This is a genomic window from Lysinibacillus sp. RC46 (assembly GCF_041262385.1).
Lineage (GTDB): Bacteria > Bacillota > Bacilli > Bacillales_A > Planococcaceae > Lysinibacillus.
This window is the reverse complement of record NZ_JBGCCF010000019.1, coordinates 37,739-64,736: the sequence shown is the minus strand read 5'-3', so window position 1 is coordinate 64,736 and position 26,998 is coordinate 37,739. Positions and strand designations below refer to the sequence as shown.

The 26,998-nt window shown below is 34.7% G+C and carries 24 protein-coding genes; 14 read left to right on the top strand and 10 right to left on the bottom strand.

All coding sequences use genetic code 11. The annotated features are described in order from the left end of the window. Positions 1–98 precede the first annotated feature (98 nt). From ABH966_RS17080 to ABH966_RS17050, 7 genes are all read left to right on the top strand, one after another. Positions 99–1,949, top strand: coding sequence for a dynamin family protein (locus ABH966_RS17080; RefSeq protein ID WP_370080422.1), 1,851 nt, complete (start codon positions 99–101; stop codon positions 1,947–1,949). 144 nt (positions 1,950–2,093) lie between these two features. Then, positions 2,094–3,326 carry an RtcB family protein gene (locus tag ABH966_RS17075; RefSeq protein ID WP_370080421.1) on the top strand — a complete coding sequence of 411 codons (1,233 nt, stop codon included), beginning with the start codon at positions 2,094–2,096 and terminating at the stop codon, positions 3,324–3,326. Positions 3,327–3,416: 90 nt separating this feature from the next. Beyond that, positions 3,417–4,412, top strand: coding sequence for a LacI family DNA-binding transcriptional regulator (locus tag ABH966_RS17070; protein ID WP_370080419.1), 996 nt, complete (start codon positions 3,417–3,419; stop codon positions 4,410–4,412). A gap of 101 nt (positions 4,413–4,513) precedes the next feature. Then, a complete protein-coding gene (locus ABH966_RS17065) occupies positions 4,514–5,935 on the top strand; it encodes an aldehyde dehydrogenase family protein (RefSeq protein WP_370080417.1) in 1,422 nt (473 codons plus the stop codon). A 48-nt stretch (positions 5,936–5,983) separates the two neighbouring features. After that, positions 5,984–6,106, top strand: a complete 123-nt coding sequence (locus ABH966_RS17060; protein ID WP_370080415.1) for a hypothetical protein — start codon at positions 5,984–5,986, stop codon at positions 6,104–6,106. Beyond that, positions 6,063–6,908: an AhlS family quorum-quenching N-acyl homoserine lactonase gene (gene ahlS, locus ABH966_RS17055; protein ID WP_370080413.1), complete on the top strand. Its 846-nt coding sequence runs from the start codon at positions 6,063–6,065 to the stop codon at positions 6,906–6,908. The genes ABH966_RS17060 and ahlS overlap by 44 nt, the downstream gene beginning before the upstream one ends. 17 nt (positions 6,909–6,925) lie before the next feature. Then, a complete protein-coding gene (locus ABH966_RS17050) occupies positions 6,926–8,107 on the top strand; it encodes an iron-containing alcohol dehydrogenase (protein ID WP_370080411.1) in 1,182 nt (393 codons plus the stop codon). A gap of 117 nt (positions 8,108–8,224) precedes the next feature. Here the strand turns inward: ABH966_RS17050 and ABH966_RS17045 are convergent, their stop codons facing one another. Next, complete coding sequence (locus tag ABH966_RS17045) at positions 8,225–8,833, bottom strand: transglutaminase-like domain-containing protein (RefSeq protein WP_370080409.1); 609 nt, start codon at positions 8,831–8,833, stop codon at positions 8,225–8,227. 343 nt (positions 8,834–9,176) lie between these two features. On the opposite strand from ABH966_RS17045, the gene ABH966_RS17040 reads away from it, so the two are divergent. The 6 genes from ABH966_RS17040 to ABH966_RS17015 all read left to right on the top strand — a co-directional run bounded on the left by ABH966_RS17040 (position 9,177) and on the right by ABH966_RS17015 (position 16,612). Further along, positions 9,177–10,862, top strand: a complete 1,686-nt coding sequence (locus tag ABH966_RS17040; RefSeq protein WP_370080408.1) for a M3 family oligoendopeptidase — start codon at positions 9,177–9,179, stop codon at positions 10,860–10,862. Positions 10,863–11,099: 237 nt separating this feature from the next. Next, positions 11,100–11,978 carry a PQQ-binding-like beta-propeller repeat protein gene (locus ABH966_RS17035; protein ID WP_370080406.1) on the top strand — a complete coding sequence of 293 codons (879 nt, stop codon included), beginning with the start codon at positions 11,100–11,102 and terminating at the stop codon, positions 11,976–11,978. 420 nt (positions 11,979–12,398) lie between these two features. Further along, positions 12,399–12,767 (top strand): BlaI/MecI/CopY family transcriptional regulator, encoded by a 369-nt coding sequence (locus tag ABH966_RS17030; protein ID WP_370080404.1) that lies wholly within the window; start codon positions 12,399–12,401, stop codon positions 12,765–12,767. 1 nt (position 12,768) lies between these two features. Next, complete coding sequence (locus tag ABH966_RS17025) at positions 12,769–14,310, top strand: M56 family metallopeptidase (RefSeq protein WP_370080402.1); 1,542 nt, start codon at positions 12,769–12,771, stop codon at positions 14,308–14,310. Positions 14,311–14,794: 484 nt separating this feature from the next. Continuing rightward, on the top strand, positions 14,795–15,304 hold the full coding sequence (locus tag ABH966_RS17020; protein WP_370080400.1) for a sigma-70 family RNA polymerase sigma factor: 510 nt from the start codon (positions 14,795–14,797) through the stop codon (positions 15,302–15,304). After that, the gene (locus ABH966_RS17015; protein ID WP_370080398.1) at positions 15,305–16,612 is read left to right on the top strand and encodes a DUF4179 domain-containing protein; all 1,308 of its coding nucleotides are present in this window, start codon (positions 15,305–15,307) and stop codon (positions 16,610–16,612) included. 51 nt (positions 16,613–16,663) lie between these two features. Here ABH966_RS17015 and ABH966_RS17010 read toward each other — a convergent pair whose 3' ends face one another. The 8 genes from ABH966_RS17010 to ABH966_RS16975 all read right to left on the bottom strand — a co-directional run bounded on the left by ABH966_RS17010 (position 16,664) and on the right by ABH966_RS16975 (position 25,258). Then, positions 16,664–17,173: a ferritin gene (locus ABH966_RS17010; protein ID WP_370044429.1), complete on the bottom strand. Its 510-nt coding sequence runs from the start codon at positions 17,171–17,173 to the stop codon at positions 16,664–16,666. Between the two features lie 108 nt (positions 17,174–17,281). Further along, the gene (locus tag ABH966_RS17005) at positions 17,282–17,914 is read right to left on the bottom strand and encodes a Bax inhibitor-1/YccA family protein (protein ID WP_370080396.1); all 633 of its coding nucleotides are present in this window, start codon (positions 17,912–17,914) and stop codon (positions 17,282–17,284) included. Between the two features lie 187 nt (positions 17,915–18,101). After that, complete coding sequence (locus ABH966_RS17000; RefSeq protein WP_370080394.1) at positions 18,102–18,863, bottom strand: TerC family protein; 762 nt, start codon at positions 18,861–18,863, stop codon at positions 18,102–18,104. A 902-nt stretch (positions 18,864–19,765) separates the two neighbouring features. Next, complete coding sequence (locus ABH966_RS16995; RefSeq protein WP_370080392.1) at positions 19,766–20,920, bottom strand: Ger(x)C family spore germination protein; 1,155 nt, start codon at positions 20,918–20,920, stop codon at positions 19,766–19,768. Beyond that, positions 20,917–22,374: a spore germination protein gene (locus ABH966_RS16990; protein ID WP_370080390.1), complete on the bottom strand. Its 1,458-nt coding sequence runs from the start codon at positions 22,372–22,374 to the stop codon at positions 20,917–20,919. The genes ABH966_RS16995 and ABH966_RS16990 overlap by 4 nt, the downstream gene beginning before the upstream one ends. Next, a complete protein-coding gene (locus ABH966_RS16985; protein ID WP_370080388.1) occupies positions 22,374–23,498 on the bottom strand; it encodes an endospore germination permease in 1,125 nt (374 codons plus the stop codon). The genes ABH966_RS16990 and ABH966_RS16985 overlap by 1 nt, the downstream gene beginning before the upstream one ends. 361 nt (positions 23,499–23,859) lie before the next feature. Further along, positions 23,860–24,747, bottom strand: coding sequence for an anti-sigma-V factor RsiV (gene rsiV / locus ABH966_RS16980; protein ID WP_370080386.1), 888 nt, complete (start codon positions 24,745–24,747; stop codon positions 23,860–23,862). After that, positions 24,740–25,258, bottom strand: coding sequence for an RNA polymerase sigma factor SigV (locus ABH966_RS16975; protein ID WP_100543794.1), 519 nt, complete (start codon positions 25,256–25,258; stop codon positions 24,740–24,742). The genes rsiV and ABH966_RS16975 overlap by 8 nt, the downstream gene beginning before the upstream one ends. A 509-nt stretch (positions 25,259–25,767) precedes the next feature. On the opposite strand from ABH966_RS16975, the gene ABH966_RS16970 reads away from it, so the two are divergent. Beyond that, a complete protein-coding gene (locus ABH966_RS16970) occupies positions 25,768–26,043 on the top strand; it encodes a hypothetical protein (RefSeq protein ID WP_370080384.1) in 276 nt (91 codons plus the stop codon). 178 nt (positions 26,044–26,221) lie between these two features. Here the strand turns inward: ABH966_RS16970 and ABH966_RS16965 are convergent, their stop codons facing one another. Further along, complete coding sequence (locus tag ABH966_RS16965; protein ID WP_370080382.1) at positions 26,222–26,989, bottom strand: sulfite exporter TauE/SafE family protein; 768 nt, start codon at positions 26,987–26,989, stop codon at positions 26,222–26,224. Between the last annotated feature and the right edge of the window lie 9 nt (positions 26,990–26,998).

The window sequence follows — 26,998 nt, the reverse complement described above, 5'->3', positions numbered from 1 at the left end:
ATTGTCCTTTTTTGTCGTTATTTCTTAGTACTATGTATTAATAAGTGAATATTTTCATTTATAATAACTTTAGATACATACGAAAAGAGGTTTTGAGGATGACAAATATTGATAATGTGCCGATCGAATATACAGCCTCAGCGAATAATATTTTGCCACAGCTTGTTGATCATTTTCGACAATTACATGGCATTATTGTACAAAATACATATGTAAAAGATACAGCTAAACATTTAAATCGTATCATTCAAGATGCTAACAACGAAACGATGATTCTTATTGTTGGGAAAGAGCGTGTTGGAAAAACAACACTTGTAAATGGACTTTTAGGACGTCAAGTTTTGCCTGTTAGTGATCAGCATCCAACAGGGGTAAATACATTTTTGCGATACGGTGAGCATGAAGAAATAAAGGCGTATTTTTTAGATGGCGTTGTAGCAATATTCGATATGAGCAAGCTAGAATTATTGACAACTAGCGATACTTTTGCATCTCAAATACTACGAGAACATTTAGATTACTTAGAAGTATATTTGAAAAACGATTTATTAAAATCAGTAACAATTATTGATTCTGTTTCATTGGAAGCTGGGGGAGGAGAAATGGCCTACTTCCCAGAAGCATTAATGAACCGTGTTGACGAAATTTTTTGGGTATTACGCTCAGGTTCGATGGCTATTTATCCTGAAATTTTATTGATGGAAACGCTAAAAAACAAAGGTGTTGAGCCCCTTTGTGTCATCAATGCTATCGATTCAAATGAAAATACGCAGACGTTTATTAATGCTGAGAGAGAACGAATTGGACATTTAATAAGTGATTTTGTTGCTATCTCTGCAAGAGAAGCGATTGAAGCTAAACAGACTAATAGTGATGAGCTTTGGGAAAAAAGTCAGTATGAGCAATTAATTTCAGAAATTCATCGAGTTGCAGAAAATAGTGATAAGAAAACGTATGGCATTTTAATTCGCTTCTTGCAATGGCTTGAACGATTCCGCTTCGAATTAACTGTTATTCCACAAAGAGATCCATTCCAATCTGCGGTTGAGAACATTGAAAAGTATGCAGGCGATACACAATACGAATTTTCACGTTATCAACGTGATTTAGCGATTGTGACTGAATATGAGCAAGAATATGAGCAGGTTGCCAATGTATTTAAAAATGTTCAAACATTATACCAACTTTTACAAACCATTTCACAAAATGATTATTTACAGGATGAAATAGTGGAAAGCTTTACAGAAAAGGCTGTTTTTTATCAACAAATGTTACGAGAATATCGTAATATGCATAGCGATTATATACGTGAATATGATCGATTGGATGCCCAGCATAAAAAAATTCACGGAAAAGGTCTTATGAAGGCTATCTTTGGTCAGCATACACAAAATGGATTTTTCAAAGAACGTGTCAGCAAGTTAAATGAGCAGCAAGTTGTTTGTATTGCACAATATGAAAAAGTGCAAGAAGCGGAGGCAATGATGCTTCAGTCCATTAATTCAATACAAAGTTATCTTATGGAGTTAACGAAAAAACGTTTGGTACGTATTGAGCAGAAAGTGCAAGAGCTAAATCACCAACGTTCAAAAGAAAAACGCCAATTAAAGTTATACGCAAATAAATTAAATGAATTTTCTTGTTTAATAGAGGCGCAGGGCTATATTAAAGAAACTATTCAACCATTTTTAATGGACGAACAAATGCCGCTAAAAGAAAAAGATATTGTAATGCTAAAAGAAACGATTAACAGTATCATAAGCATTGACCTGACGAATAATGGTCTACTTGCACGTAGTCAAATGAACAATAAAATGGAGAGCACTGCGATTCCTTTCGATGTTCAGAAAAAATATCCTTTACATACGTTAGCTTTAGCAGAAGTAGATGTAAAATCAAACGATATACCAGAAATACCGAAAAAATTAGATATTCAATATGAAGAATAAACGTTAAAAGAAAATGTTCTAAAATTTATTTATAATTTTAGAACAATTTTTTATGTATTTTCTAGTTTTCTATAAATTGGGATTAATTATATAAAATTGAAACTAAATAAGACGATTTTCGTATAGATAGTAGGAGGGATTAAAATGATTCAAATTAAAGGACGTTTTACTGAAGCGAAAATTTATTCAAAGACAGCCTTACAATCAGCTATCGATCAAATTAAAGAATTGGCAAATCAAGCCTTTATGGAAGGAACAAAAGTACGGATTATGCCAGATTATCACGCAGGGAAGGGTTGTGTTATTGGTACAACGATTCAGCTTCAAAATCGTGTAGTGCCTAATCTTGTAGGCATTGATGTTGGTTGCGGTGTATTTGTAGCTGAGCTAAATGAGACGGATATCGATTTTTCTAAACTTGATGCTACAATTCGAGCACATATACCAAGCGGACAGAATATCCATCAGGAAGTATCTTCTGCACGTCATTTTGTTGAATTCGAGGGGAGACAGTTTGTAGCGAGTGGCTTAAAGGATGACTATACGAATCTATCGCTTGGTACACTTGGGGGAGGCAATCATTTTATAGAGCTTGCAAAAGACGAAGCAGGCACACATTACTTACTTATCCATACTGGGTCGCGTTATGTCGGAGCGAAGGTAGCGAATTGGCATCAAAAAAGAGCCTATGAAACATTACAACGAGAAGATTTAAAAGAAAAAATTGCCGATTTGAAAAATCAGGGGCGCGAAAAAGAAATTCAAGCAATGATTAAAGCTAGTAAAGAGCAAAACCCTATTGTACCAAAAGATTTAGCCTATTTAGAGGGTGAGTATTTCCATGATTATATTCACGATATGAAAATTGCTCAGCAATATGCTCGGATGAATCGTTGGACAATTGCTGAAACAATCTCCAAGCATATGAACTGGCGTTTTAACGAAACGTTCGATACGATCCATAACTATATTGATACAGAAACAATGACGTTAAGAAAAGGAGCCGTTCGAGCAAATAAAGGGGAGAAGCTCGTTATTCCTATGAATATGCGAGATGGCTCACTCATTTGTATCGGGAAAGGGAATGCAGATTGGAATTACTCAGCACCACATGGGGCAGGGCGAATGTATTCTCGCCGTGCAGCAAAAGAAGCACTAAACATGGAAGATTTTAAAGAGATGATGCAAGGTATTTGGACAACATCTGTAAACGAAGAAACATTAGATGAAGCCCCTATGGCATATAAGCCGATGTCAGAAATTACATCTGTTCTCGAGGAAACTGCAGATATATTAAAAGTGATTACACCTGTTTATAATTTTAAAGCTAGCGAAGTAGCTAAGCCTTATGAGCGGAAAAATAAAAATAATTCCTAATAATAGAAAGTGCTTGCATTCGTGGTTATCTATTAACAATATATCTGTAATGATATAAAATAGGCTTACAAAGATGAAGTGGGTGGTTTTTTGGTATCTTCAAAAGATGTGGCAAAGTATGCGGGTGTCTCGCAAACAACGGTTTCAAGAGTGTTAAATACTCCTGAACTCGTAAAGCCGAAGACTGTCGAAAAAGTAATGCAGGCTATTGAGGAATTAAACTATATTCCAAATGATGTTGCTAGATCGCTTGTACAGAAAAAAACAGGCATTATTACTTTGATATCAGGGCCTTTACATAATCCTTTTTTTGTCGATACAACAACTGCAATCGTTAATTATGTTAATGCTCGGGGCTATAAAGTAAATGTTTATTTTGGTACGGAAGATAATTTAGATTCTATTTATAATTCTGTTTTGGAAACCAGGGCTGATGCGATAATTTTATCGTCTATGTTATATGAAGATGACTTATTTTTTAAGCTTGAAAAACGAGGCATACCTTTTATCATGTATAATCGCAAGCATCAAGAAAACAGGTATTTTGTAGAAATTGATAATGTGGAAGCTGGCTATATAGCGACGAATCATATTTTAACTTTAGGTCATCATGACATATGCTGGATTGGCGGTCCACATGAAATAAGTACTTTTTATGAAAGGTACAATGGCTTTAAAAATGCATTAAAGGACAGCGGAATAGGTATAAATACAGTGCCAGCATTTTTTACAAATACTAAAAAAGACGATATTGAACGAATATTTGAAGAAATACTTAAGCTTCCTACGAGACCTACTGCTATTTGTGCCGCAACAGATGCAATTGCTATTGAAATTTTAAACCTTTGCTTAGAGAGGGGCTTTCATGTTCCTAAAGATTTTAATGTTATTGGCATTGATAATGTTGAGCTCAGTAAGCACCATTCAATTGCTTTAACAACAGTAGGTTTAGCATCCGAAAAAAACCTCGGATTTATTGCTATTGAAAAATTATTTGAGGTAATGGAGAAAAAAAGTACTTGCATCCAACAAACAGAATCTGTTAAGCTTTTCCCGAGAAATACAACATGTAAAAAAATAAACTGATGACCTCAGTTTATTTTTTAAAACTTAAAATGGTTACGTATTCATTTTTTTATTTTCAGAAATGAATACGTAACCATTCCGAAAGAGGAGTGAGTCAGGTCTTGAAAAAAAGCTTATTTATTAATGGACAATGGCAAATGACAGATGAATTTATGGAGGTTCAATCCCCCTACTCAAAAGAGGTCATTGCTCAATTTGCGATGGCAACTGAAGATGATGTACAGCGCGCAATTGAAAGTGCTCATTTAGCAGAGTCTGAAATGGCAGCTTTAACGGCATTCCAAAGAGCAGAAATTTTAGAACAATTATCTGAACTATTTGCAGTAAATAGAGATGAGGCAGCTAATATTATCTCATTAGAATCAGCAAAGCCGTTGAAGTATGCGTATGCTGAGATTGATCGAACGATTGAAACTTACAAATTTGCAGCAGAAGAAGCGAAGCGACTATCTGGTGAAATGATTCCGATGGATGCATCTAAAAGTGGAGAGGGTAGATTTGGTTATACAATCCGCGAACCATTAGGCGTTATTGCGGCCATTACACCTTTTAATTTTCCACAAAATTTAGTAGCCCATAAAGTTGGACCAGCATTAGCAGCTGGAAATACGATTGTTTTGAAACCTGCAACACAAACAGCTTTATCTGCTCATTTTCTAGCAAAACTATTGGCACAAACAAACTTACCAGCAGGTGCATTTAACTTAGTAACTGGGCAAGGAAAACTAGTAGGGGATGTATTTTTAGCACATCCAAAAGTAAAAATGATTACATTTACGGGAAGTCCTGCTGTAGGCATTTCTCTTCGTAATCGCGCAGGATTAAAGAAAGTTACATTAGAACTTGGTTCGAATGCTGGTGTTATTGTTGATGAAGGGATTCAACTCGATAAAATCATGGACCGAATTGTTATGGGAGCTTTTTCAAATCAAGGTCAAGTGTGCATCTCCCTACAGCGTATATATGTAAAAGAAAATATAATAGATGTATTTTTAGAAAAACTAAAAGCAAAAATAGAACAGCTAACAATAGGGGACCCACTAGATGTAACAACAGATTTAGCGATGATGATTTCAGAAACTGAGCAACAGCGTGCTGTCACATGGATAGAAGAAGCGGTAGCAGAAGGTGCCGAAGTACTGACGGGTGGTCGTATTGAAAATAATATTTTACTTCCAACAGTATTATTTAATGTATCCTCTCATAGCCGTGTATCTTGTGAGGAAATATTTGCACCTGTTGTAATTGTCAATACTGTTTCTTCAATAGAAGAAGCCATTGATGCTGTCAATGATTCAAATTATGGCTTACAGGCAGGAATATTTACACCTTCAATCGAGATGGCCTTTAAAGCTTCAAAGAAATTACAAGTAGGGGGTGTCATTATAAATGACGTTCCGACATACCGTGTTGACCATATGCCATATGGCGGCATTAAAGAAAGCGGAACCGGTCGAGAAGGAATCAAATATGCAGTTGAGGAAATGACAGAAATGAAGCTAGTGATTTGGAATAACAATTAACTTCTTCAGCGAATGTTTTATGTAGCGAAAGCAAAGAGTCGGCTACAAATGTTTTATGTAGTGAAAGCAAAGCGTCAGCTACAATTACGCCGAGGCACAAATGATTCAGAAATGGAGATGGTTGTAAATGAACATAATCAAACAGCATCCGAAATTGTATGTTATGGATAATGGAACAATGCGAATGGATAAAAACTATATGATTGCCATGCATAACCCTGCAACGATCGATCATCCAAACCAGCCAAATGAATTTGTAGAATTTCCAGTTTATACAGTATTAATTGATCATCCAGAAGGAAAAATATTGTTTGATACAGCTTGTAACCCAAACTCAATGGGACCTGAAGGACGCTGGGGTGAATTTACTCAAAAAGCATTCCCAATTAATATGCCAGAAGAATGCTATTTACATCATCGTTTGGAAGAGTTAAATGTGCGTCCAGAAGATATTAAATATGTTGTTGCTTCACATTTACACTTAGATCATGCAGGCTGTTTAGAACTTTTTACGAATGCAACAATAATTGTGCAGGAAGATGAATTCAATGGAACTTTACAAACATATGCAAGAAATGTAAAAGAAGGTGCATATATTTGGGGTGACATTGATATGTGGATAAAGAACAACTTACAATGGCGCTTAATTAAGCGTGGTGAGGATAATGTGAAGCTTGCAGAAGGAATCCAAGTTTTGAATTTTGGTAGCGGTCATGCATGGGGAATGCTAGGTTTGCATATTAATATGCCAGAAACGGGTGGAATTATTTTAGCTTCAGATACCATTTACACTGCTGAAAGCTTTGGGCCACCTGTCAAGCCACCTGGAATACTATATGATTCTGTTGGTTATAATTCTACGGTTGAACGAATTAGAAGATTAGCAAATGAAACAAATTCACAAGTTTGGTTTGGTCATGATTCTGCCCAATTTAAGTCTTTTAGAAAATCGACAGAAGGTTATTATGAATAGATAGGAGCATAACAATTATGCATAAATTAACTTTTACTCCTGCAAGTTATACAGGCTGGGGTTGTTTGAACCAGTTATTACCAGAAGTAGAAAAATTAAAGGTGAAAAATATTTTAATTATTACTGATCCATTTTTAAAAGAGTTAGGTTTAACAGATAATGTTGAAAAGCCTTTACAAGACAATGGGTACTCTACAACCATTTATACCGATATTGCTCCTGAGCCACCGCTCGCAATTGGTGAAAAACTAGTTGATTTTACAAGAAAGCATCATTTTGATTTAGTCATTGGTCTAGGGGGAGGAAGTGCATTAGACTTAGCGAAACTTGCCGCTGTTTTAGCAACACATGATGGAAAAGTGGCAGATTACTTAAATTTAACGGGAACAAAAACTCTTGAAAATAAAGGGTTACCTAAGATATTAATTCCAACTACATCTGGCACAGGTTCAGAAGTGACAAATATATCCGTACTATCACTTGAAACAACTAAGGATGTTGTTACACATGATTACTTATTAGCAGATGTCTCCATTATAGATCCTGCGTTAACGATTTCCTTACCACCAAAAGTGACCGCTGCTACAGGCGTAGATGCTTTAACACATGCAATAGAGGCTTATGTTTCTATAAATGCCAATGAAGTAACTGATGCACTTGCACTACAAGCCATTAAATTAATTAGTGGCTCTATTCGAACTGCAGTGCATGACTCTCAGAATAAACAGGCTCGTTCGGATATGAGTTATGGCAGTTATTTGGCAGGCTTAGCCTTTTTTAATGCTGGTGTTGCAGGAGTACATGCTTTAGCTTATCCACTTGGTGGCCAGTTCCATATTGCTCATGGAGATTCCAACGCAGTGCTATTACCATATGTAATGGGCTATATTCGTCAAAGTTGCGAAAAACGTATGAAAGATATTTTAGATGCAATGGGTATTTCATCTGCGTATTTATCGCAAGAAGAGGCTTCCTATAAATGTGTAGATGCATTAAAGCAACTTGTTCACGATGTTAATATTCCGTCAACATTAAAAGGATTCAATATACCAGAATTAGCACTGGAACAACTAACTGGTGATGCGACAAAGCAAACAAGAATCTTAGCACGTAGTCCGATGCCGCTTAAGCGAGAAGATATCTATACTATTTATCGAGCTGCATTTGATGGAGAAGTTCGAGAACCTCATCTACTATAATGAATAAAAGAGAAACGTTGATTGCGGGCGTTTCTCTTTTTTTAGACTGTTTTCTCAAAGATTGTTTGGATATTTCTTGAATCGAAAATTTAACTAAAGTCCCTGTTAGTGAAATGACTATATACTTTCAGGTAAATAATGTTTATACATTTCCAATGCATCAGTATGCTCTTTTAATACAGCAATGGTTTTATGGTTTGGTTTTGCAAAAATAATAGAATAATCCTCTTCGTTAAGTTCCTTGTTAATTGAAAAAGCTAATTTTTCTTCATCTAATGAAAATTGAGCATTAACACCTGTTTTGTTTCCGCGAGCATCTAATCGTATCCACTTATTATGGGACTTTAAATAAACAGCATTCAAAGCGTGAATCGAATAGCCTTTTTCTGGAGTATCAAACAACATTAAACGCTGATAACAAAAACCTGTTGGAATTCCTTGCGAGCGTAATAGTGCTGCCAAAAGGTTTGATTTTGCATAGCAAATACCTTGTTTATACTTCAATACATCTGATGCGTGACAAGTAACTTTTTTCCCTTGAATATCCCAAGAATGTGATATTTCATCACGAACAAATTCAAAAGCAATTTTTGTTTTTTCAATTTCTGTTTGAGTTGACTTAAAAAGTTCCTCAATTTTTTCTTTAATAATTGAATTAGAGTAATCAACCACATCTAATTCAATTAAATAATCACCTAAATTTTCAGATTCAAATACAAAACCCATAAACCACCAACCCTTTCTGTTGAATTTTTATTTGTGGTTAAGTATTAATATACAACGAAGATAGGTGGTTAGTATATATTTTTCAACTGACGGTACAGTTTAGTTTAATTAGAAAAATGATATATACCATTGCCGAGGAGATAAAATAGAGGGTAGATTGAATCGAACTATATCTAAGAAAACAAAAAGGTCTGCTTTTATGAAAGCAGACCTTTTGTATATGCTAATGGTATTTATATTATCTTATATCGCTATTATAGCACGCATTGTTTTGAATTATAAGACTATTTATTCTGTTGTACATAATATACCATAATATGGAATGCGAAGGGAGGGGAAGGCAATGATTTTTGATCAGCTTTTATATGAGAGGCCTAACATCGTAAAATTTGAAGAAGTGGTATTTGAACTATTAGGAAAGTTTGACTCTGTAAACTCATTCGAAGAGCAATTTAAGCTAATAGATAAGATTAATTCGCTTAGAAATCATGTTTTAACAATGATGACTATTGCGGAGATAAGAGCACAATTAGATACCTCAGATAAGAATTATCAAGAAGAGCAAAAGTTTATCAATAAAAATTGGCCGGTATATGAAAAAGTTGTAGCGAGTTATTATGAACGCTTAATAAGGTCCACATTTAAAGAACAAATTAAGCAAAAGTATGGAAAACAATTACTGAATCTTGCTGAAATTAATGTAAATACTATTGGTTCATCAGTTATTGATAAATTAAAAAGAGAGAACAATCTTATAAGTGAATATACAAGATTGATGGCAAATGCCAAGATTGAATTTAAAGGAGAAGAGAGAAATCTATCTCAATTAGATAAATTTGTTTCATCTCCAGATAGAATGCTTAGAAAGCAGGCTATTGAAAAAAAATATGAACTATTGGAGCAATACGAAAATAGAATTGATGAACTTTTTGATTCTTTAATTCAAGTAAGAACGCAAATAGCAAAAGAGCTCGGTTACAATTCTTTTGTGGAACTTGGATATGCTAGACTTTCTAGGGTTGACTATGGTCAACAAGAGGTGGCTGATTTTAGAAAAATGATTTTGAAATATATGGTTCCTATATCCGAGAAATTAAGGGAAAAGCAACGGATTCGGATTGGGATTGAGAACTTAACCTACTATGATGAAGAAGTGAGGTTTAAAACCGGAGAGGCTATCCTTAAAGGAGATTCTAATTGGATGATAGAAAAATTTAAAACTATTTTCCAACAATTATCTAATCAACCTGGTGAGATTTTCAAGTTAATGCATGAGAATAAATATATGGATTTAACCATTAAAGAAAATAAAGCAAGAGGTGCTTATACTACTTATTTATGTAATGAAAAGATACCATATATCTTTGCAAACTTTAATGGATCAAGAAAGGATGTAAAGGTACTGGCACATGAATTTGGTCATGCATTCCAAATGGCTATTTTTAACCAAAATAACAACATACCAGAATTTATACTTCCCACTAAGGAAGCTTGTGAGATTAGCTCAATTACAATGGAATTTCTTATTTGGCCTTACATGGAAGAAATATTTGGGGATGACGCAATGAATTATAGATATTCACACTTAGAAGATGCTATCTTTGCAATGCCTTATAGGGCTAGTATTGATGAGTTTCAACATTTTATCTATACAAATCCTAACTTATCATCAGTGGAGCGAAAGAAAAAATGGATTGAAATTGAACAAAAATATATGCCATATAAAACTACCTACAATCACTCTTACTTAAAAAAAGGGAACTTTTGGCACCAACAAACTCATTTATTTAAATTTCCATTTTACTATATCGACTATGCAATGGCTCAAATTTGTGCCTTGCAGATTTGGTCAATCGCACAAAAAGATATTTATACTGCTTGGAATGTATATATGGACATATGCAAACAGGGGGGACGTTTATCTTTCCTAGACTTACTTGATCATTCAGGAATCGCCTCACCATTTAAAGAAGAAGCATTTGAAAATATGATAAATTCCATTGATACATGGTTTAGTAAGAATGATTAATTACGACAAAATGCCATTAAAGAATCCCTATATAAAATAATTATAATATCTGATAAAAGTAACAAGTAACTTCTTAGTTAAACGAACGGGGCAGATTAGTTGAAGATAATATCTATATATAACTAATAGCATTTTGTTAATTTTTACATTTTGCTTCCTTATACAAAGATAGTACAATTTCAGTAAGGCTTATATAAACAAGAAGAGTAAGCAATTTTATAAACTTGTGGTGAGAAAATGTATAAAATTAGACATATTAATGTTCCCGTGGAAGGCTCGGATCTATTCGTTACAGCTGAATTCGAAAAGAAAGTTACACTTTGGTCATGGGCTACCAAAAAGAAATTGTCAGAATTTGAAACTATTTTAGATTTTGGTGGGCAAAGAATGTTGTTAATCCCTTTTCCTAGTCCAATTGTAGTTACAGCGGCGTACTCTCGTAAAGGTGTTGCTGCTTACGATGCATTAACTGGAGAAAAATTGTGGCACCGCAAAGATCTTACAAAAGTACAAGATGTTGATAGATTAATAATAGAGGATGAAATAGTTATCGGTTTAGGACGTAGCCAAGGTCCTTATACGATAGTAAATATAAGAGATGGTTCTACTAAGGAACAAATAAGAGGTGTTAGAAGGATCTTTACAGACAACGAAGGTTTAAAAAGGTTTGTTGTAAAAGATTCTCAAGATCAACTTATTGATGTTACCAATAATAAAGTTCTATTTAAGGATAAAATCAATCCTAAAAGCGTTGAATTCCTAGATGAACATTTTGTAGTTAACACATATGAAAAAATTGCTTGCTACGACTTTGAGGGTCAAATTGTATGGCAATATAACTGTCCTGAAGGGCATATTTTTCATAATTTAAGTAGGGATGTCAAAGAAGATGAGTGGCTATTTATTCTCTGGAATTGCCAAACTGGGGGACCAAAATCTATTTGTAGAATAAACGATTCTGGAATATTAGTAAGTAATAAAATTCTGGGTAATGTATTTCTATATGAATTCATAAAGCAAGGTGAATTTGTGATCACCTCTGATGGTGAGGTAAGAAATACGGATACACTTAGTGTTGAATGGAAGTTCTGTAATAAACTAATACAAAATAGTTAGTAATATCATTTATATTGCCAATAGGATGAGAATAGTTTTGGTCTAATTTCGTTAGTGCAAAATGTGAAATGTAACACTTAAAATAACGAGTGGTTTAGTTAAATATTCGATTTACGAAATATCAAACATAAAAACAGAGTTGATTCTACACATTTTGTAGATTGACTCTGTTTTTATGTTTTAACAGCAACAATAATTGATTTATTCTATCCCTTGATTCTTTGCATTTCGGAAGTTTTTCTAATAAATTTCATCACCATAGAGAATTTCTGCAACTTGGAACAGAGAATGCAATGACTGTTAGGATAACCCTTGGTATTTGAATAATATATCTCCATCTATAACAAAATTTGACGCTGTTTCAAAAAAGATATATTATACGAGTAAGACAATTGACTTAAATGAAAGGGGTGAGTAAATATGAAAAAATTGCCTGAAGCAGAATTTGAGATTATGAGGATAGTTTGGGAAAGTAATCCTCCAATTACTACAGGTATAATAATGAGAGAAATAGGAAATGAGAAAGGTTGGAAGATCCAAACCGTAGTATCCCTTATGCAAAGATTAACTGAACGTGGATTTCTTCGCAGTGAGAAAAAAGGTAAGGAGAGATTTTATTACCCTATAGTAGAAAAAGATGCCTATCTAAGTTTTGAAACAGAGCATTTTATGAAGCTCTACCATAAAAATTCCTTTATGAATTTAGTGGGGACACTCTATAAATCCGATACTATTTCTAATGAAGATTTAGCTTCATTAATTAAATGGGTGGAAGAAAAGAGGGATTAATATGCACAGTATCATGGTAGGTTTATTCTTTAAATCAGTAGTTATGTCCTTTATTGGACTACTCTTTATAGCTGTAACGCCTTCCCTTTTAAAACGGTACAGTGCTAGATGGCTTTATTATGGCTGGTTCGCTATCCTTGCAGGTTTTATTTTACCATTTTCAATCAATAATATATCGACCCCAGTTTTCAATCTATCAGAATCGGTGCAAGTACCATCTAAAGAACCTGTTCCAACTAACAGTAGTCAGATAACGCTTGTGTCCTCATCTGTAGATACAGTGACAGCACTTTCTGTTTGGCAGATGGTGATGATAATTTGGATTTTAGGAATCGTTGTATTTTTGGCAGTTCATCTTGTAAGACATTATCGTTTTATGTACATGGTGAAAAGATGGGGGCAAACGATAACTGAACCGAAAACCCTTCATTTACTTGAAAAAGTTAAAAGTGAAATGAATATCACTAAGGAAATCGCATTGAAAGAATGTAGCTTTATCCATTCCCCCATGTTAGTGGGATTTACTAAAAATACTATCTGGCTACCTAATAATGCTTATCGAGAAGAAGAACTAAACATGATATTGAAGCATGAGTTAGTTCATTTAAAACGAAAGGATTTATGGTATAAAGCTTTTGTATTGCTGATTAGTAGTATTCATTGGTTCAATCCATTGTTCTATCTATTCGCTAAAGAACTGGACAACCTTTGTGAACACGCTTGTGATGAAGAAGTAGTAAAAAATACTGACATCCAACTTAGAAAAACGTATAGTCAGACGATACTACATGCTGAGAAATTAAAAAGAGGAGAAGGTGTTTTATCTACAAATTTTCTAGGGAGTACACAAATTCTAAAAAAGAGAATACTCTCCATTATGGATATGAGTAAGAAGAAATCCGGAATCGTTGTGATGGCACTATTAATTTTACTTTCAACAGGTGGAATGGCTGTCAGTTCAGCATTTGCTATTTCCAGTAAGCCGTTGAACTATTTAGACGAAACATTTATGAAAGAATCCATTTTAAATGGTGCATCAAGAGGCAACTTTGCATCAGACAAATTTATTATTTACCCAAAGAATATGGGGGATAGAAAAATTGTGCCACCTGAGCCTACTATAAACAAAGAGCTCTATCGTGATGTGTTTTCAGCGGGTGTCATTGGAACTGAAGCAAGATACCGATACCCGATTGAAATTGTGCATAAACAGAATGGACAAAAATATACAACGGTAATTCATATTGAATATGATTATGAGCTACTAGCACCTGTTGAATATGATGAGCTCAATACCCTTATCGAAGCCTATTTGTTGCCTTTTAATGAGTTAAAGTCTATACCATATGCAGATTTCATCACACCAAATTACCTAGAAAATAGATTGAAAGACTATATGCGAGATATTGATACACAGAATACAGACGCACGAGTGGAATTCACATTTCGTTTTGGTGGCTGGGTAACGAACAATGATCATCTGCCTTTCTCAAGTCAGAATCCTATAGGTACTACACCACGATATATGAAGTCTACACCATAGAAATCGTGTTGTATAGCTGAGTGATGTAGGCTTCTCCCTAATATTATTAAGAAACTTAGCATCTCTCGAACTATCACATATTAAGGGATGTGATACCACCTTCGAATCTAAGTAGAAATAGTTAAAAGGTTGTGTTCACCTTGTTCAACTCCCTTGAAAGAACTTAATCATCTTTTATCTTCTATGGTGAAGTGCTAATTTTTGCGCTACATGGGTGGCTAACGGGGTGCTGTAGTTAAATATTCGATTTACGAAATATCAAACATAAAAACAGAGTTGATTCTACACATTTTGTAGATTGACTCTGTTTTTATGTTTTAACAGCAACAATCATTTAAAAGCCTTTTTTAATATTTCTATGAAGTAGTTTTGGATACAGAATTATAATGAAAAATGAAATTTGTTACAATTGATTAAATTGTTGAAAATAAATCGAACGAAATTGGCAGCTCGACTGTCTAATAAGTAGAAGGGAGTGAATGTGATGGATGAACAAGCATTGGTGAAGCGTGCGATAGCTGGGGATGAAGATGCTTTTTTACATCTAATAAAACAATATGAACAGACGATGTACCGTATGGCATTCGCCTACTTAAAAAATGAGCATGATGCCATTGAAGCGGTACAAGAAGCTACATATCGAAGCTTAAAAAAGATACATACCGTAAAAGAACCAGGTTATTTTAGTACGTGGCTTGTCCGAATTTTACTCAATATTTGCCATGATATGCGTGAAAGAAGCAGACGTCTTGATTTCCAGGAAGACATAGAAATCAGCGATAACGCTCCCAATCACGAGCGCTTTGAAATGACAGATATTATTACAAAGCTACCAAAAGAGCAGCAAGAGCTTATTTTTCTAAAATATTTTCAAGATTATAAAAATCGAGATATTGCTATGTTACAAAATATTCCAGAAGGAACTGTGAAGTCAAGGTTACATGCGGCATTGAAAAGACTTAAACTATATTTTACGGAGAAGGGAGAGCTATAGATGAAACAGGTAGAAAAGCATGACTATGATATTTTTGTCAAAGAACTAGCGAAAATTGACATACCACATGAGCAATTAGAAGAGTCGCGTAGGAACAGTGTCATACGCTTCCAAAAAGAAAAGCGTAATCGACAACGTACATGGAAAAGCATTGTTGTTACTTGTGCATTATTGTTACTTTTTGTAACGTCTATTCGTGTATCTCCAGCTTTTGCTAGTGCCATCGCAAAAATCCCAGGCTTTGCTCCATTAGTTGAGATGATTACGTATGATAAAGGGGTCAAAGATATACTCCATAATAACTATTATGAGGATCTAGGACTGTCACAAACGAAAAATGGTTTATCATTTACACTTCAAGGAGTTATTGCTGATGAAACAGGTATGATTTTGCCTTATACATTTTCAGCGCCGTTCGATGTTCATGATTTAAAGACTAAGAAAATGGAGCTCCGTCTAAATGGTGAGGTATTACCCGCTGGAATAAGTTATAGCTGGTATAGAGAAAAAGAAACATCTTTAATTGAAGATAAATTTGAGTTTTCATTTGAAAATCCTATAAATTATGACAATGCTAATTTTGAATTATATATCCAATTTGCAGATGAAAAACAAACAGAGTTTACGATTCCATTCTCACTTAAAAAGCCAATAGCGAAAACGAAGTCCTATGAATTGAATGAAAAAATGAGCTTTGAAGGACAGCAAATCACCATCAAGTCTGTCTCTATTTCACCGCTCCGTACAGGTGTTACAATCGCTCTCGATCCACATAATGATCAGCGAATTTTAGGATTTGATGATATTCGTCTATTGGATGAAAAAGGGGAGGAATGGACGACAATCAATAATGGCTTAACAGCTACAGGTAATCTAATAGATGGCGAAGAAACATTCTTTATGCAAAGTAATTATTTTAGGGAGCCTAAAAAGTTAACATTATCCATTGGAAAAGTAAAAGCATTGCCAAAAGGTCAGGATTTTATCGAGGTAGATTTTAATCAAAAGAAAGTGCTTTCCAAACCACCTCTCTCTGGCTTAAAAGTTCAAGTTAATAAGCACATGGTAACAATAAATGTTCCAACTTCTTATGAAAATAAAAATATCAGTTTACTTGGTACAGCAATAGATGCAAATGGTGAAACTGTTTATAGTAATTCAGGAAGTTATCATAGACCTGATGATTATGTAATTGAACAAACAGAAACATATGATATAAAGGGAGTTGCCAATCCAGTCCGCATCTATTTCTCACATTATGAAAATTTTTTAGATGGAACTCAAACGGTTGATATTCCATTGAAATAGTCAAACAAAAAAGAATCTGCTCATACAGATTCTTTTTGTTTACATTAAATTTTAAGCTTCAGCATCTGGTGTAAATGAACGTGTCGCTAATTCAGCGTCAAGCATAAAGATTGCGTTAGAATCATTTTCTATGCGTTCAATTTTACGGATTAACGTGTCGAATGTTGATTCTTCTTCCACTTGCTCGTCAATGAACCATTTTAAGAAAGCCATTGTTGCATGCTCGCGTTCGTCTAAAGCGATATCCGATAAATTATAAATACGGCGAGTCACTTCTTTCTCGTGTGAAAGGGCAGTTTTGAAGGCATGTAAAATAGACTCGAAATGATTATCTGGGCTATCGAAGCCTTGGATTGTTGCACGGTAGCCCATATCACTTAGGAAATTATAAAATTTCATCGCATGGAAGCGCTCTTCTTCAGCCTGTACTAAAAAGAAGTTGGCAAAACCATCGTAATCTTGATCTGTGCAATATGCCGCCATCGCCATATAAGCATGCGCAGAGTAAAATTCAAAATTCATTTGTTCGTTTAGTGCTGTGTGTAGTTTTTCAGATAACATAAAAGTTTTCCTCCCTTTGCAGTAAATACCTGCTGCTATTCTTATAGTATACAGCGAAAAAAGGCAATGTTGCAAAACTTAATTGATGTTTATTCTCAATTAGGGAATTTAATCAAATATTTTTTTTATGCGCCAAATTACTTCTAAAAGATTGATAAATAAATTAATGAAATCTAAATAAAGATTTAAAGCCATCCCAACGACCTCAGCATCTGAAACGTGATTATGTCGGATTTGGTTAAAGTCATAAACAGTATAGAGACTAAAAAGTAGTACAGTAATTCCTGCAATAATTAATCCGACCATATTGCTAACCGGTATAAACATAGAGATTAATGAAAATACAATAACGACGATTAATACGGTGAATAAATAGCTTCCCCAATTGGAAATGTCTTTATTCATCATCATACCAATCAGTGCTAACACAATAAAAATAGCTACAGTCGCTACGAAAACAAGTAAAACAAGCTGTTGTCCTAGCTCCGCAATGTAAAATTGTGTTGTCCAAAATAGTAAAATTCCCATTAAAAAGGGGATTGTATACATAATGGAATTAGCAAGCTTCAGGTTTCGTACAAAGATGACAATGATCAGAAGTACAAGCGCAATAATGGATATTGGCATGACAATTGCAGGAGGTAATAATGTTGCTATGTACATTCCGACAACTGTTAATACCCACATAAAAGCAAAGTGTTTTAAGATTTTATTTAAGTTTTGATTTTTAGCATACGCCATATAGAAAAGTCCTTTCTTTTGTAAAATAACTTTTATATAGTAACATACGAATCAACATTGAAAAAGATTCAATCATAAAAAATATGTATTATTATCATAATGTGGTGCTCACTGGGTACCAAGTATCCTGGTTTGGTGAGACAAACAATACCCGGCCTTCGCTAGGACCGGGTAATATTTTTGGGCATTATTTTACATTTTTTCTTTGGTTTTTCACACCAACTAAATAACCACCAAGGGCAATTGCAACTAAGACAATCCAGAAAATGGCCTTCCAAAGTGTTGAGTGTGGAAATTCATGTGGAATTATACCTAGTTTTTCGTGTGCTAATGTTAGAACAGCCAGCTTTACACCAACCCAACCAACGATTAAGAAGGCAGCTGTTTCAAGTGATGGAAATTGATCGAGTATTTTCACGAACCAACGAGCAGCAAAACGCATCATAATAACACCGATAATACCACCTAAAAACATCACGGCGAATTGCCCGGCATTAATGCCGCCAACATCGAAATTTCCGATATGAGGTAGTGTAACTGCAATGGCGACAGCAGCTAATATTGAATCTATGGCAAAGGCAATGTCAGCAAACTCAACCTTCAGTACGGTCATCCAGAAACCAGATTGTTTTTTATTCTCATGAATTTCCTCGGGATTTTGTTTGGCTTTTCGGGAATCATAAATATGCTTCGTCGACATAAATAATAAATAGGCAGCACCTAGAGCTTGAATTTGCCAAAAGTTAACGAGCGTTGTAATAAGAAATAGTGCCGCAAAGCGAAAAACAAATGCTCCCACTAAACCATATAGCAGTGCTTTTTGCTGTTGATTTTTTGGTAAATGCTTAACCATAACGGCCATAACAACGGCATTGTCTGCAGCTAATAAACCTTCCAGTACAATTAATACGATGAGGACCCATGCGTATTCTAGTAAAATTGCCTCCAAGTGTATTTCCTCCTTTATACTTTGAACAGAAATGAATAAACTGCCTTTAACGTATTCTTTGCTTTTTTAGGCAAAATAAAAAGACCCATGCCTAAAAAATAGGCAAAGGTCTTGCTAAGCTGATTAATTGGTTGTTGCACAGAATATCTGTACGCCAAGATATGCCTTCACACCCGATGGTAATAACCATGTAATGACGAATGTGAAATCAGATGCTTTGTTCACATCTGCTAGCTACTCCCCTTTGACATAATTGTCAAAAGCTATTCAATTCTTTATACATGAATTATAGCATGCTGATCACCAATTGCAAATCAAAATGTAAAGCTATGTTAAAAGTTCGGAAAGTTGTTGCTAGGAAAAGCTATTCTACAGTATTCTATTTAAATGATTTTTTGAGGATTGGATAAAAATAAGCATTCAGTATATAAATAACTATAAAGACAATAGCGCAGGATATTTCAAAGGGGATATATATAAACAAAAAGAGGAAGTTATTTGATACATTATCTCATCACCATAACATGTGGTTGATTTCCGTTCCGACTGGGCAATGGGGGTGTCCGGTTCTGAGCCGTTTCACTCGCTGCAAAGTTTCCGGGCTAGTGCGATATTGATCACTCAGTCGTGTGTTGTTGTTGCTGTCGCTGCGCTTTCGCACAAATCAATTGCCACAGGACGTGGCGCTCTTTAGACTGAGTTCCTCTATAATCGGTAGGTGTTTGAATAACCACTGAAAAGGAACTACATCCACATTCATCTTACCACCTTTGGGAGTTTTCTACTGAATGAAGATAATTGGAAAATGTTTTAACAAATATATTCCGCAATTTTTGGTGATGAGTCGATAAATTAAAATATCCTCTTAAATAGTTATGTACATTTAAGGGGATATTTTTAGTTTAATCATTAAATGTTCCCGTAAATGTTTTACGGCCAGAATTTACTTGGTTAACGTCTATTTCTAATTTACTAATAGAACTGGGCGTTAATGGGATCTTTCCATCCTTCTCTAGTCTTTTCCATACTTTCACATTTTTTCGGTATAGATGTTCAGAAAGACGATAAATATCAATATCTTTCGCTAATGCTTCTTTATACGTTGTTCTAATTTCTTTCTTCACTTCTTTTATAATCTTTTTTCTTATTTCATCTTCTGAAACATTAGTTTTTAACCCATTTAAAGTTGCATTTAATTTTACAACTACTTCAAATGTAACTTGATTATTTTTAACAAGTGGTTCAATATCTACCTTTATTTTTTCCAATGTTACCGTTAAAAAATCTGTTTCGTCATCTAACTTAAAGGTTATTTCACCTCTGTGCGTTCTATTATGCATCCATTGCATGCCTCTTGCAGCATCATTCTTAATTAAGCCTTTAAACCCACTTTTTGAAAGAACCCCGACCCCTATAAAGGTAGTATCCTGTCCTTGTTGCTCTGCCGTTTCCCAGTTTTTATTGATCGTTACATAAGGGATACCAATTTCGTGATTTGGTTCATTTAAGCCAATAACTAAATTACGGAAATTAACAGGCTCAACGAATGTTTCTTGATCATCTGTATCTAAAGGCGTACTAAGCTTTGATGATATAAGAGATTTATTCAAAATCGGCGTTAAAAGAAGGATGTCTTTTATAGAATCTTGAGTACAATAGGTCCATATTTGATACCTCGTTTCCCTATACCGCAACACAGTGTCTATAATGGAGAGGGCATTTTTATCTTTCAGTGCTTCCTCGGAGAAAATTATAAATGTCATATGCCCCCAAAACACTTTTTGGTCAATGGATCGAAATAATTTAAAAAGTGCTTCTTCCAACGTTTTTCCCTTCGCTTGTCCAACCTCTGCAGGTACTGTTTGAGGATTAGGATATTCGGATTTTGCAACATTGGTGAAGTTAATTAATTGCAAATATATTTCATACTGACCATCTTTATAATCAATACCAAGTCCATCTACATAATACATTCTTTGAGCTTCATTAATATCCCAACATCCTGAAAGAAGTAGTGAAGTAGCTAAGCCTGAAAGTAAAATGAATTTTTTCTTCATTGCTTCTTCCTGCTTGAGGTACGCGTGTTATCCTGGGGTGCAAGTGCTTTATTGCGCTCAGTGTAGCCCTTTGGTGATAAGCGGAAGATCGATTTTTTAATTGTTGCCCAGTTTAAATCTGTGGCAAGATTCATGTAAGAGTAACCATAAATCCGGATATTACATAAGTAAAGAAGTGTAAAGTATAGTGAGATGAAAAATCCAAATAAACCTAAAAATGCACTAGCAATAATGAACGTAATACGCAATATACTGATGGTTGTGACAAGGGATTGATTGACAAGGGTAAATGATGCAATTGTAGAAATCGCGATAACTACAATCATTTCTGGACTTGTCACACCTGCGCGAATGGCTGCATCACCAATAATTAAACCTCCAACAACGCTTATCGTACCTCCAATAACAGAAGGCAGACGTAAGCCAGCTTCTCGAAACAATTCAAACATTAGTAGCATTATTAGCATTTCGAGAGAGGAGGGGAGAGGTAGACCTGTTTTTGCCTGGACGACTGTTGCTAAAAGTTGGAATGGCAATTGATTTTGGTGATAAGTCGTCAGAGAGAGCCAAAAGGCAGGTAACAGCAAACCAATTAATATGCCAGTAATCCTTAAAAGCCGTTCTATAGAACTGAAAACGATGGGATATTCATTATCTTCAGCGGATTTTAATAATAAAAATAAATTTACAGGTGTGATGACGGCATATGCTACACCATCGACAAAAATGAGAAAACGACCTCTTACTAGAGCCTGAATAGCATAATCAGGTCGTCCGGTATAATCAAATTTTGGGAAAAGCTTCGAGTTTTTGTTAATTCGCTCCATCAGGATATCCCCACTAAAGACAATATCAGTATCTACAGCGGCCAGTTGCTTTTTAATTCCGTGTAAAATATCCATATCGACAATATCGTCAAAATAAAGAATTGCCACTGTTGTTTTCGAACGTTTACCAAGCTCTACTTTTTCTACACAAAATGAATTCGTAGGTAAACGTTTTCGCAATAGCGCAATGTTGACGCGGATGTCTTCAATAAAGTTATCCCTTGGCCCCTTAACGATAACCTCCATCCTCGTTTCTTCGGGATTTCGATTGGGCTTTTTAGCAATGTTACTAGCGTATAAAAGTTCTTCCTCTTCAAAATAAAGCAGTAGAAACCCAGTATATACAAAGGTAATGGCTTCTTCTTTATCTTTGATTTTTTGAAGAGTTGGGACATGAAGTTGTTGTGTAATATTTTCTTCAAAGGTTGTATCAGCTAAATTGTCATAAAGAAATTGAATACGCCGAATAATGACTTCGTTTAGCAGTTGCTGGTCTATCATCGCATCACAGGTAATGAATTGCACCTTTTTTTGATTAAATGTATATTCCTGAAATTGAATATCTGCTGATTTTTGAAATAGTTTTTTTAAAGTGTTTAGGTCTATCGCCTTCTCCTGCTGAGGCATTATGATTCACCACTTTCCATTTCTTGTTTTTTAGGTTTATCCTTTTTAGAAGACTTACCTGAAAAGAAAGCTACTAGTACGAAAAATATGGACAAAAGGAAAAAGAAAATAAAAGTAATTGATAATATATAGTTCCCTTTCACCTTCAAAAATATGTTTTCATTTAAAATAATTAGCGGTAGACAAAGTAGAAAGAAGGGGGGAGCAATCATTTTCCATATTTGCTTCGGATCCCCAGTCATCTTCAATAAATCTGCTATAATATATAAGATGAAGCTAACTCGTATAAATGTTCCTGTAAGCCATTGGTAAATAGAGAAAAAGTCAAGATGCTCAATATAGCGACCAATCGATACTAATCCCCATTCCTCGTAGGCAGGATATCTTTGTTTTGCAGCTTCGGTTGGACCAAATTCAGCAACTGCGGCCACTAGTGGTCCTAAAGTAAGCCCCATTAAAATGATAAGCATGATGCCAAAATGATACCAACGAATGCGCTCTTTAAATTGGTGCTGTAAAAATATAAGCATTAATAATTCAATAAATCCTGATGCCGGGTAAATCATCCCTTTTATAACAGGTTGGAATCCGTGCTCAAAAAATGGACGTAATAACTCGTAATCTTTAACCTGTATATTTGTAAATGCTACGAAAAAACCAAAGACTATTACACCGAATAATACAAAGACATTTAAAATAACAATGGTTTGTAAGCTTGTTGTAACGAGTAAAAGACAAAGAATCGTATAAATGAGTAATAATACAATGACCGGTGTTTCAGGTAAAAACGTAGTGTTTACCCATTGCAATGTTTCGACCATCGTAAAAGCAGCTAGAATGAGTAAAAAAATAACTATAATATAGATGACAATTGTAGAGCCCATTTTCCCGATTTCCCCATCTAACCAGTCTCTAATAGGTTCCTGATTCGTCTTTTTTTGTATATAAACTAAAAGAAATAGCCAGAAGAATATAATAAATGCGGCCATTAAAACAGATGCCCAACCATCTCTCCCTACAACGCCGAGTAGTGGGGGTATAATTGTCACGTGATTTTTTAAGCCGATAACAGTCATAGATAAGAAGACAACATGTAAAATACTAATTGATCCTACACCTTTCATATAAAAACCCTCTAACGTTAATTGATACACTTTAGCTTAGACAAAAAGTGAGGGGATTATAAGTATGACAAACTACTCTGAATAGAGATTTTTAACTTCTTTCAGCGGTTGATAGCGACAGCTACAATTATGCCGAGGCATAATTGATATCGTTCATGAAAAAATATTTTATAGAAAAAAACGAGGTAATTGACGGTTCAAATACCTCGTTTTTTAAAATTATATTTTAAAGGGCAGTAAGTCTCCCCCATAAAGAAGTGAGGTGAGAGACTTACTGCCCGTAAAAGCCCGATTGGTGAAGATTAATAATCCGTGGATATAGAAACCCCCACGGATTTAGGTTTCACTTTATTGCAAATGATTAATGAATATAATTAGAGCTTACAAGATCTTTTTTAAGGACATCGGTTGGGATTTCGAATTCTACAACGCCCATATAGCCAGGTGCCACTTCATATTTATCGAAGGAAATCACAAGTTTCCCTTTATCAGAAATATAAAATTGCTGGTCTGCTTTAATAGCTGTAAAGTTGTCCGTAACTTCTTCATCTGGAAGCCCTGCACCTTTTACCCAGTATACTTTATCTGAGTCAGATGCAGCTTGTTTACGCATCTGTTCAATAATGTTTTCGCTGATCGATTTAATATAACGATCGTCTTTAAATAGCATTGGTAGTGTAATTAAAATTTCATTTTGTTTATCAATTGTATCGTAGTGCATCGTTGTAGAAGATGATGCAACTGTATTGACAGTATAGCGACCAATCGACAAGATTTGGTCATTATCTGTTTTTACGTCGTAGCCACTATCTACACCTAGATGGCCGCCACCGTTAGCCTTTAAATCACCAACTTCGGCAATAAAGTCATTATAAAGAGCTTTGCCTTCTGAACGGTATTTCTCATTTAAAGCATTAGCAAGATCTTTATTTTCTAAGTTTTCGATAGAAGGTACCTTAATGTCTGCATCATACGTTTCTTCTTTTACTTCATATTCAGTCCAAGTTAAGACTTTTACGACACTACCAACAACAGGAATATCTGAAAGTGTTCGTGCCATTGCCGGACTGACATTTAAACCAGCTGTAAAAAGCATTGCAGCTGCCGCAGATCCAAGTAACCATTGTGGTGCTCGTTTTTTTCTTTTCTTTTTACCTTGTTTTAAAGCGTTTTCAACCACAAAATCAAGCTCCTTTGGGATAGATACCTCATTATATTGTTTTTCTAATTCTTTTAATTTTTCATCCATGTGCTGTTTCTCCCTTCACATCTTCTAACTGTATTTTCAATAGTTTTAACGCTTTATAAAGACGTGATTTAGCAGTACTCAGCTTAATGTTAAGGATATTTGCAACATCAGCGAGTTTTAAATCTTCAAAATAATGTAAAATAACAACTTCACGATACATTACGGGTAAGTCATCTAACGCATGTTCTAAATCAACGTTTTCGTAGACATCCTCTTGTGCAGGTGTTAAAAATTGCAATGTATCATCGTCTGTCACTTGTAAGCGTTTATGCTTACGTAAAAAATCTATAGATGTACGTACGACGATTTTGTAAAACCAGCTTTTCATATACTCGACATTTTCTAATCGATCTAGAGAAAGCATTGCTTTTTGAATACTGTCTTGTACAACATCAAGTGCGTCCTGTTCATTTTTCGTATAGCTATACGCGAGCAAATAAAAACGCTCTTTCTGTTCACGAATTAACTGGACAAACACCTCTTCATGTTGAAATGCATTTCTTGTTTTCATGTCCAAAGAAGCTCCTTTATAACATTTTCAAATTGTATACAACTACTAGACGTGTGAAAGGGGAAAAAAAGTTTATCGCATAAAAAACTTATCTTATTTTTGTTAACTTCAAAGATAAGTCATTGGTACTTGGTAATTTACCCCGCATAACTGTCAGTAAAAAATCGATTTGTAATAATCATCAGTGCGGATTAAGAAATCCTCCACTGGTAAAGTTGCACTATGCTGTACATTTTACTGTGGTGAAAAATCATAGCAAATTATAATCCTTTTACAATTGCTTAGAAAGGGGAAAGAGTAAATTGGTCACAATTACAAATAAAATTGGCTGGGGGAGGAAGAGCATCTGAGTAGCTGGAATTGCAATCGAAGAAAATATCCTAAAAATATGATTGAAATGAGAAAGTGTCTCTGGAATTTTTTCTACATGAACCATCTCGTACATATAGTAGAGTGAAAATACAAGCAATTACTCCTTTAGCTGCTTTTTGGCAGGATTTCTTTTATGTATGTTGATTGTATATCTTTCTTTAAGTTTTGCTCTTGGCCCTGGAATAGGTGGAATTTTTTCTCAGAAAGGAACATTAGGTATGAAAAAGTCAAAAGACGCTAAAGATTTAAAAGATAGTTTAATACCATTGGGAATCATTTTTGGTAGTGCTTTCGGTGAGATTTTTGGCATGTACTTCAAACCAAACTTTTTAGTATTTACAATTAGCTTGGGGGCTGGAATAGGTTATTTATTTGGAGTTATTGCTTATGGAATTTATAGTAAGAAAGAATAATTATAGACAGAGAAGTATGAGTAACTGAACTTTAATAGAAGCATGCTGTATTTTTAACATGCTTCTATTTGGTTGATAAATTGATAACTTCTTATACAATTTCATTAATGAAAAATGCCACAGCTAGTTTGATCTTCATTATAACTGCATGGAAAAATTGATAGATATAAGGAATCAATCATGAAAAATAGTCATATGTATTTTTCAAAAGTAATAGAATTGTCACAACGATAAATAAATTACGCACGTACCCGCTACCACGTTTAATGGCAAATTTAGAACCAACAATAGCTCCAGCAATTTGCGCAAGTCCCATTGGTAAACCATAGGCATAATTTATTTGCCCTAAGTATATAAACATAAGAAGGGCGGCGATATTACTTCCGAAATTTAAAAACTTGGCATTTCCCGCAGATTTTAAAAAGTCAAAGCCAACAATTAAAAAGGCAAACAGTAGAAACGAGCCTGTCCCTGGCCCTAAAAAGCCATCATAAAAGCCGATTAAGGTAATGATCACCACGAAAAATGCGTAGCGTTTAGGTGTCAATTTTTTATAGGTAGAAATGCTACCCCAGTCTTTTTTGAAAATAGTATAAATTGCCACAGCTGCTAGCATGACAAGCATAAGTGGCTTTAATACGCTGGGATCCATAAGATGGACAATCCATGCACCAATCATGGAACCTATAAAAACAAAAGGGAACAATTTATAAACGGCTTTAATATCCAATTTTCCGGAGCGATAAAATGTAATGGTGCTCGTTAATGACCCCATGGTGCCCGCTAACTTATTGGTAGCCACGGCTGCAGATGGTGGAAGACCAACAAACATAAGAGCTGGTAATGAAATTAGTCCGCCTCCTCCTACAACAGAATCAATAAATGCAGCTAGAAAGCCCAAAATAATAAGAATGAGTAAAATGTTTACATCTAAATCAAAAGGCACGGTGGTCAT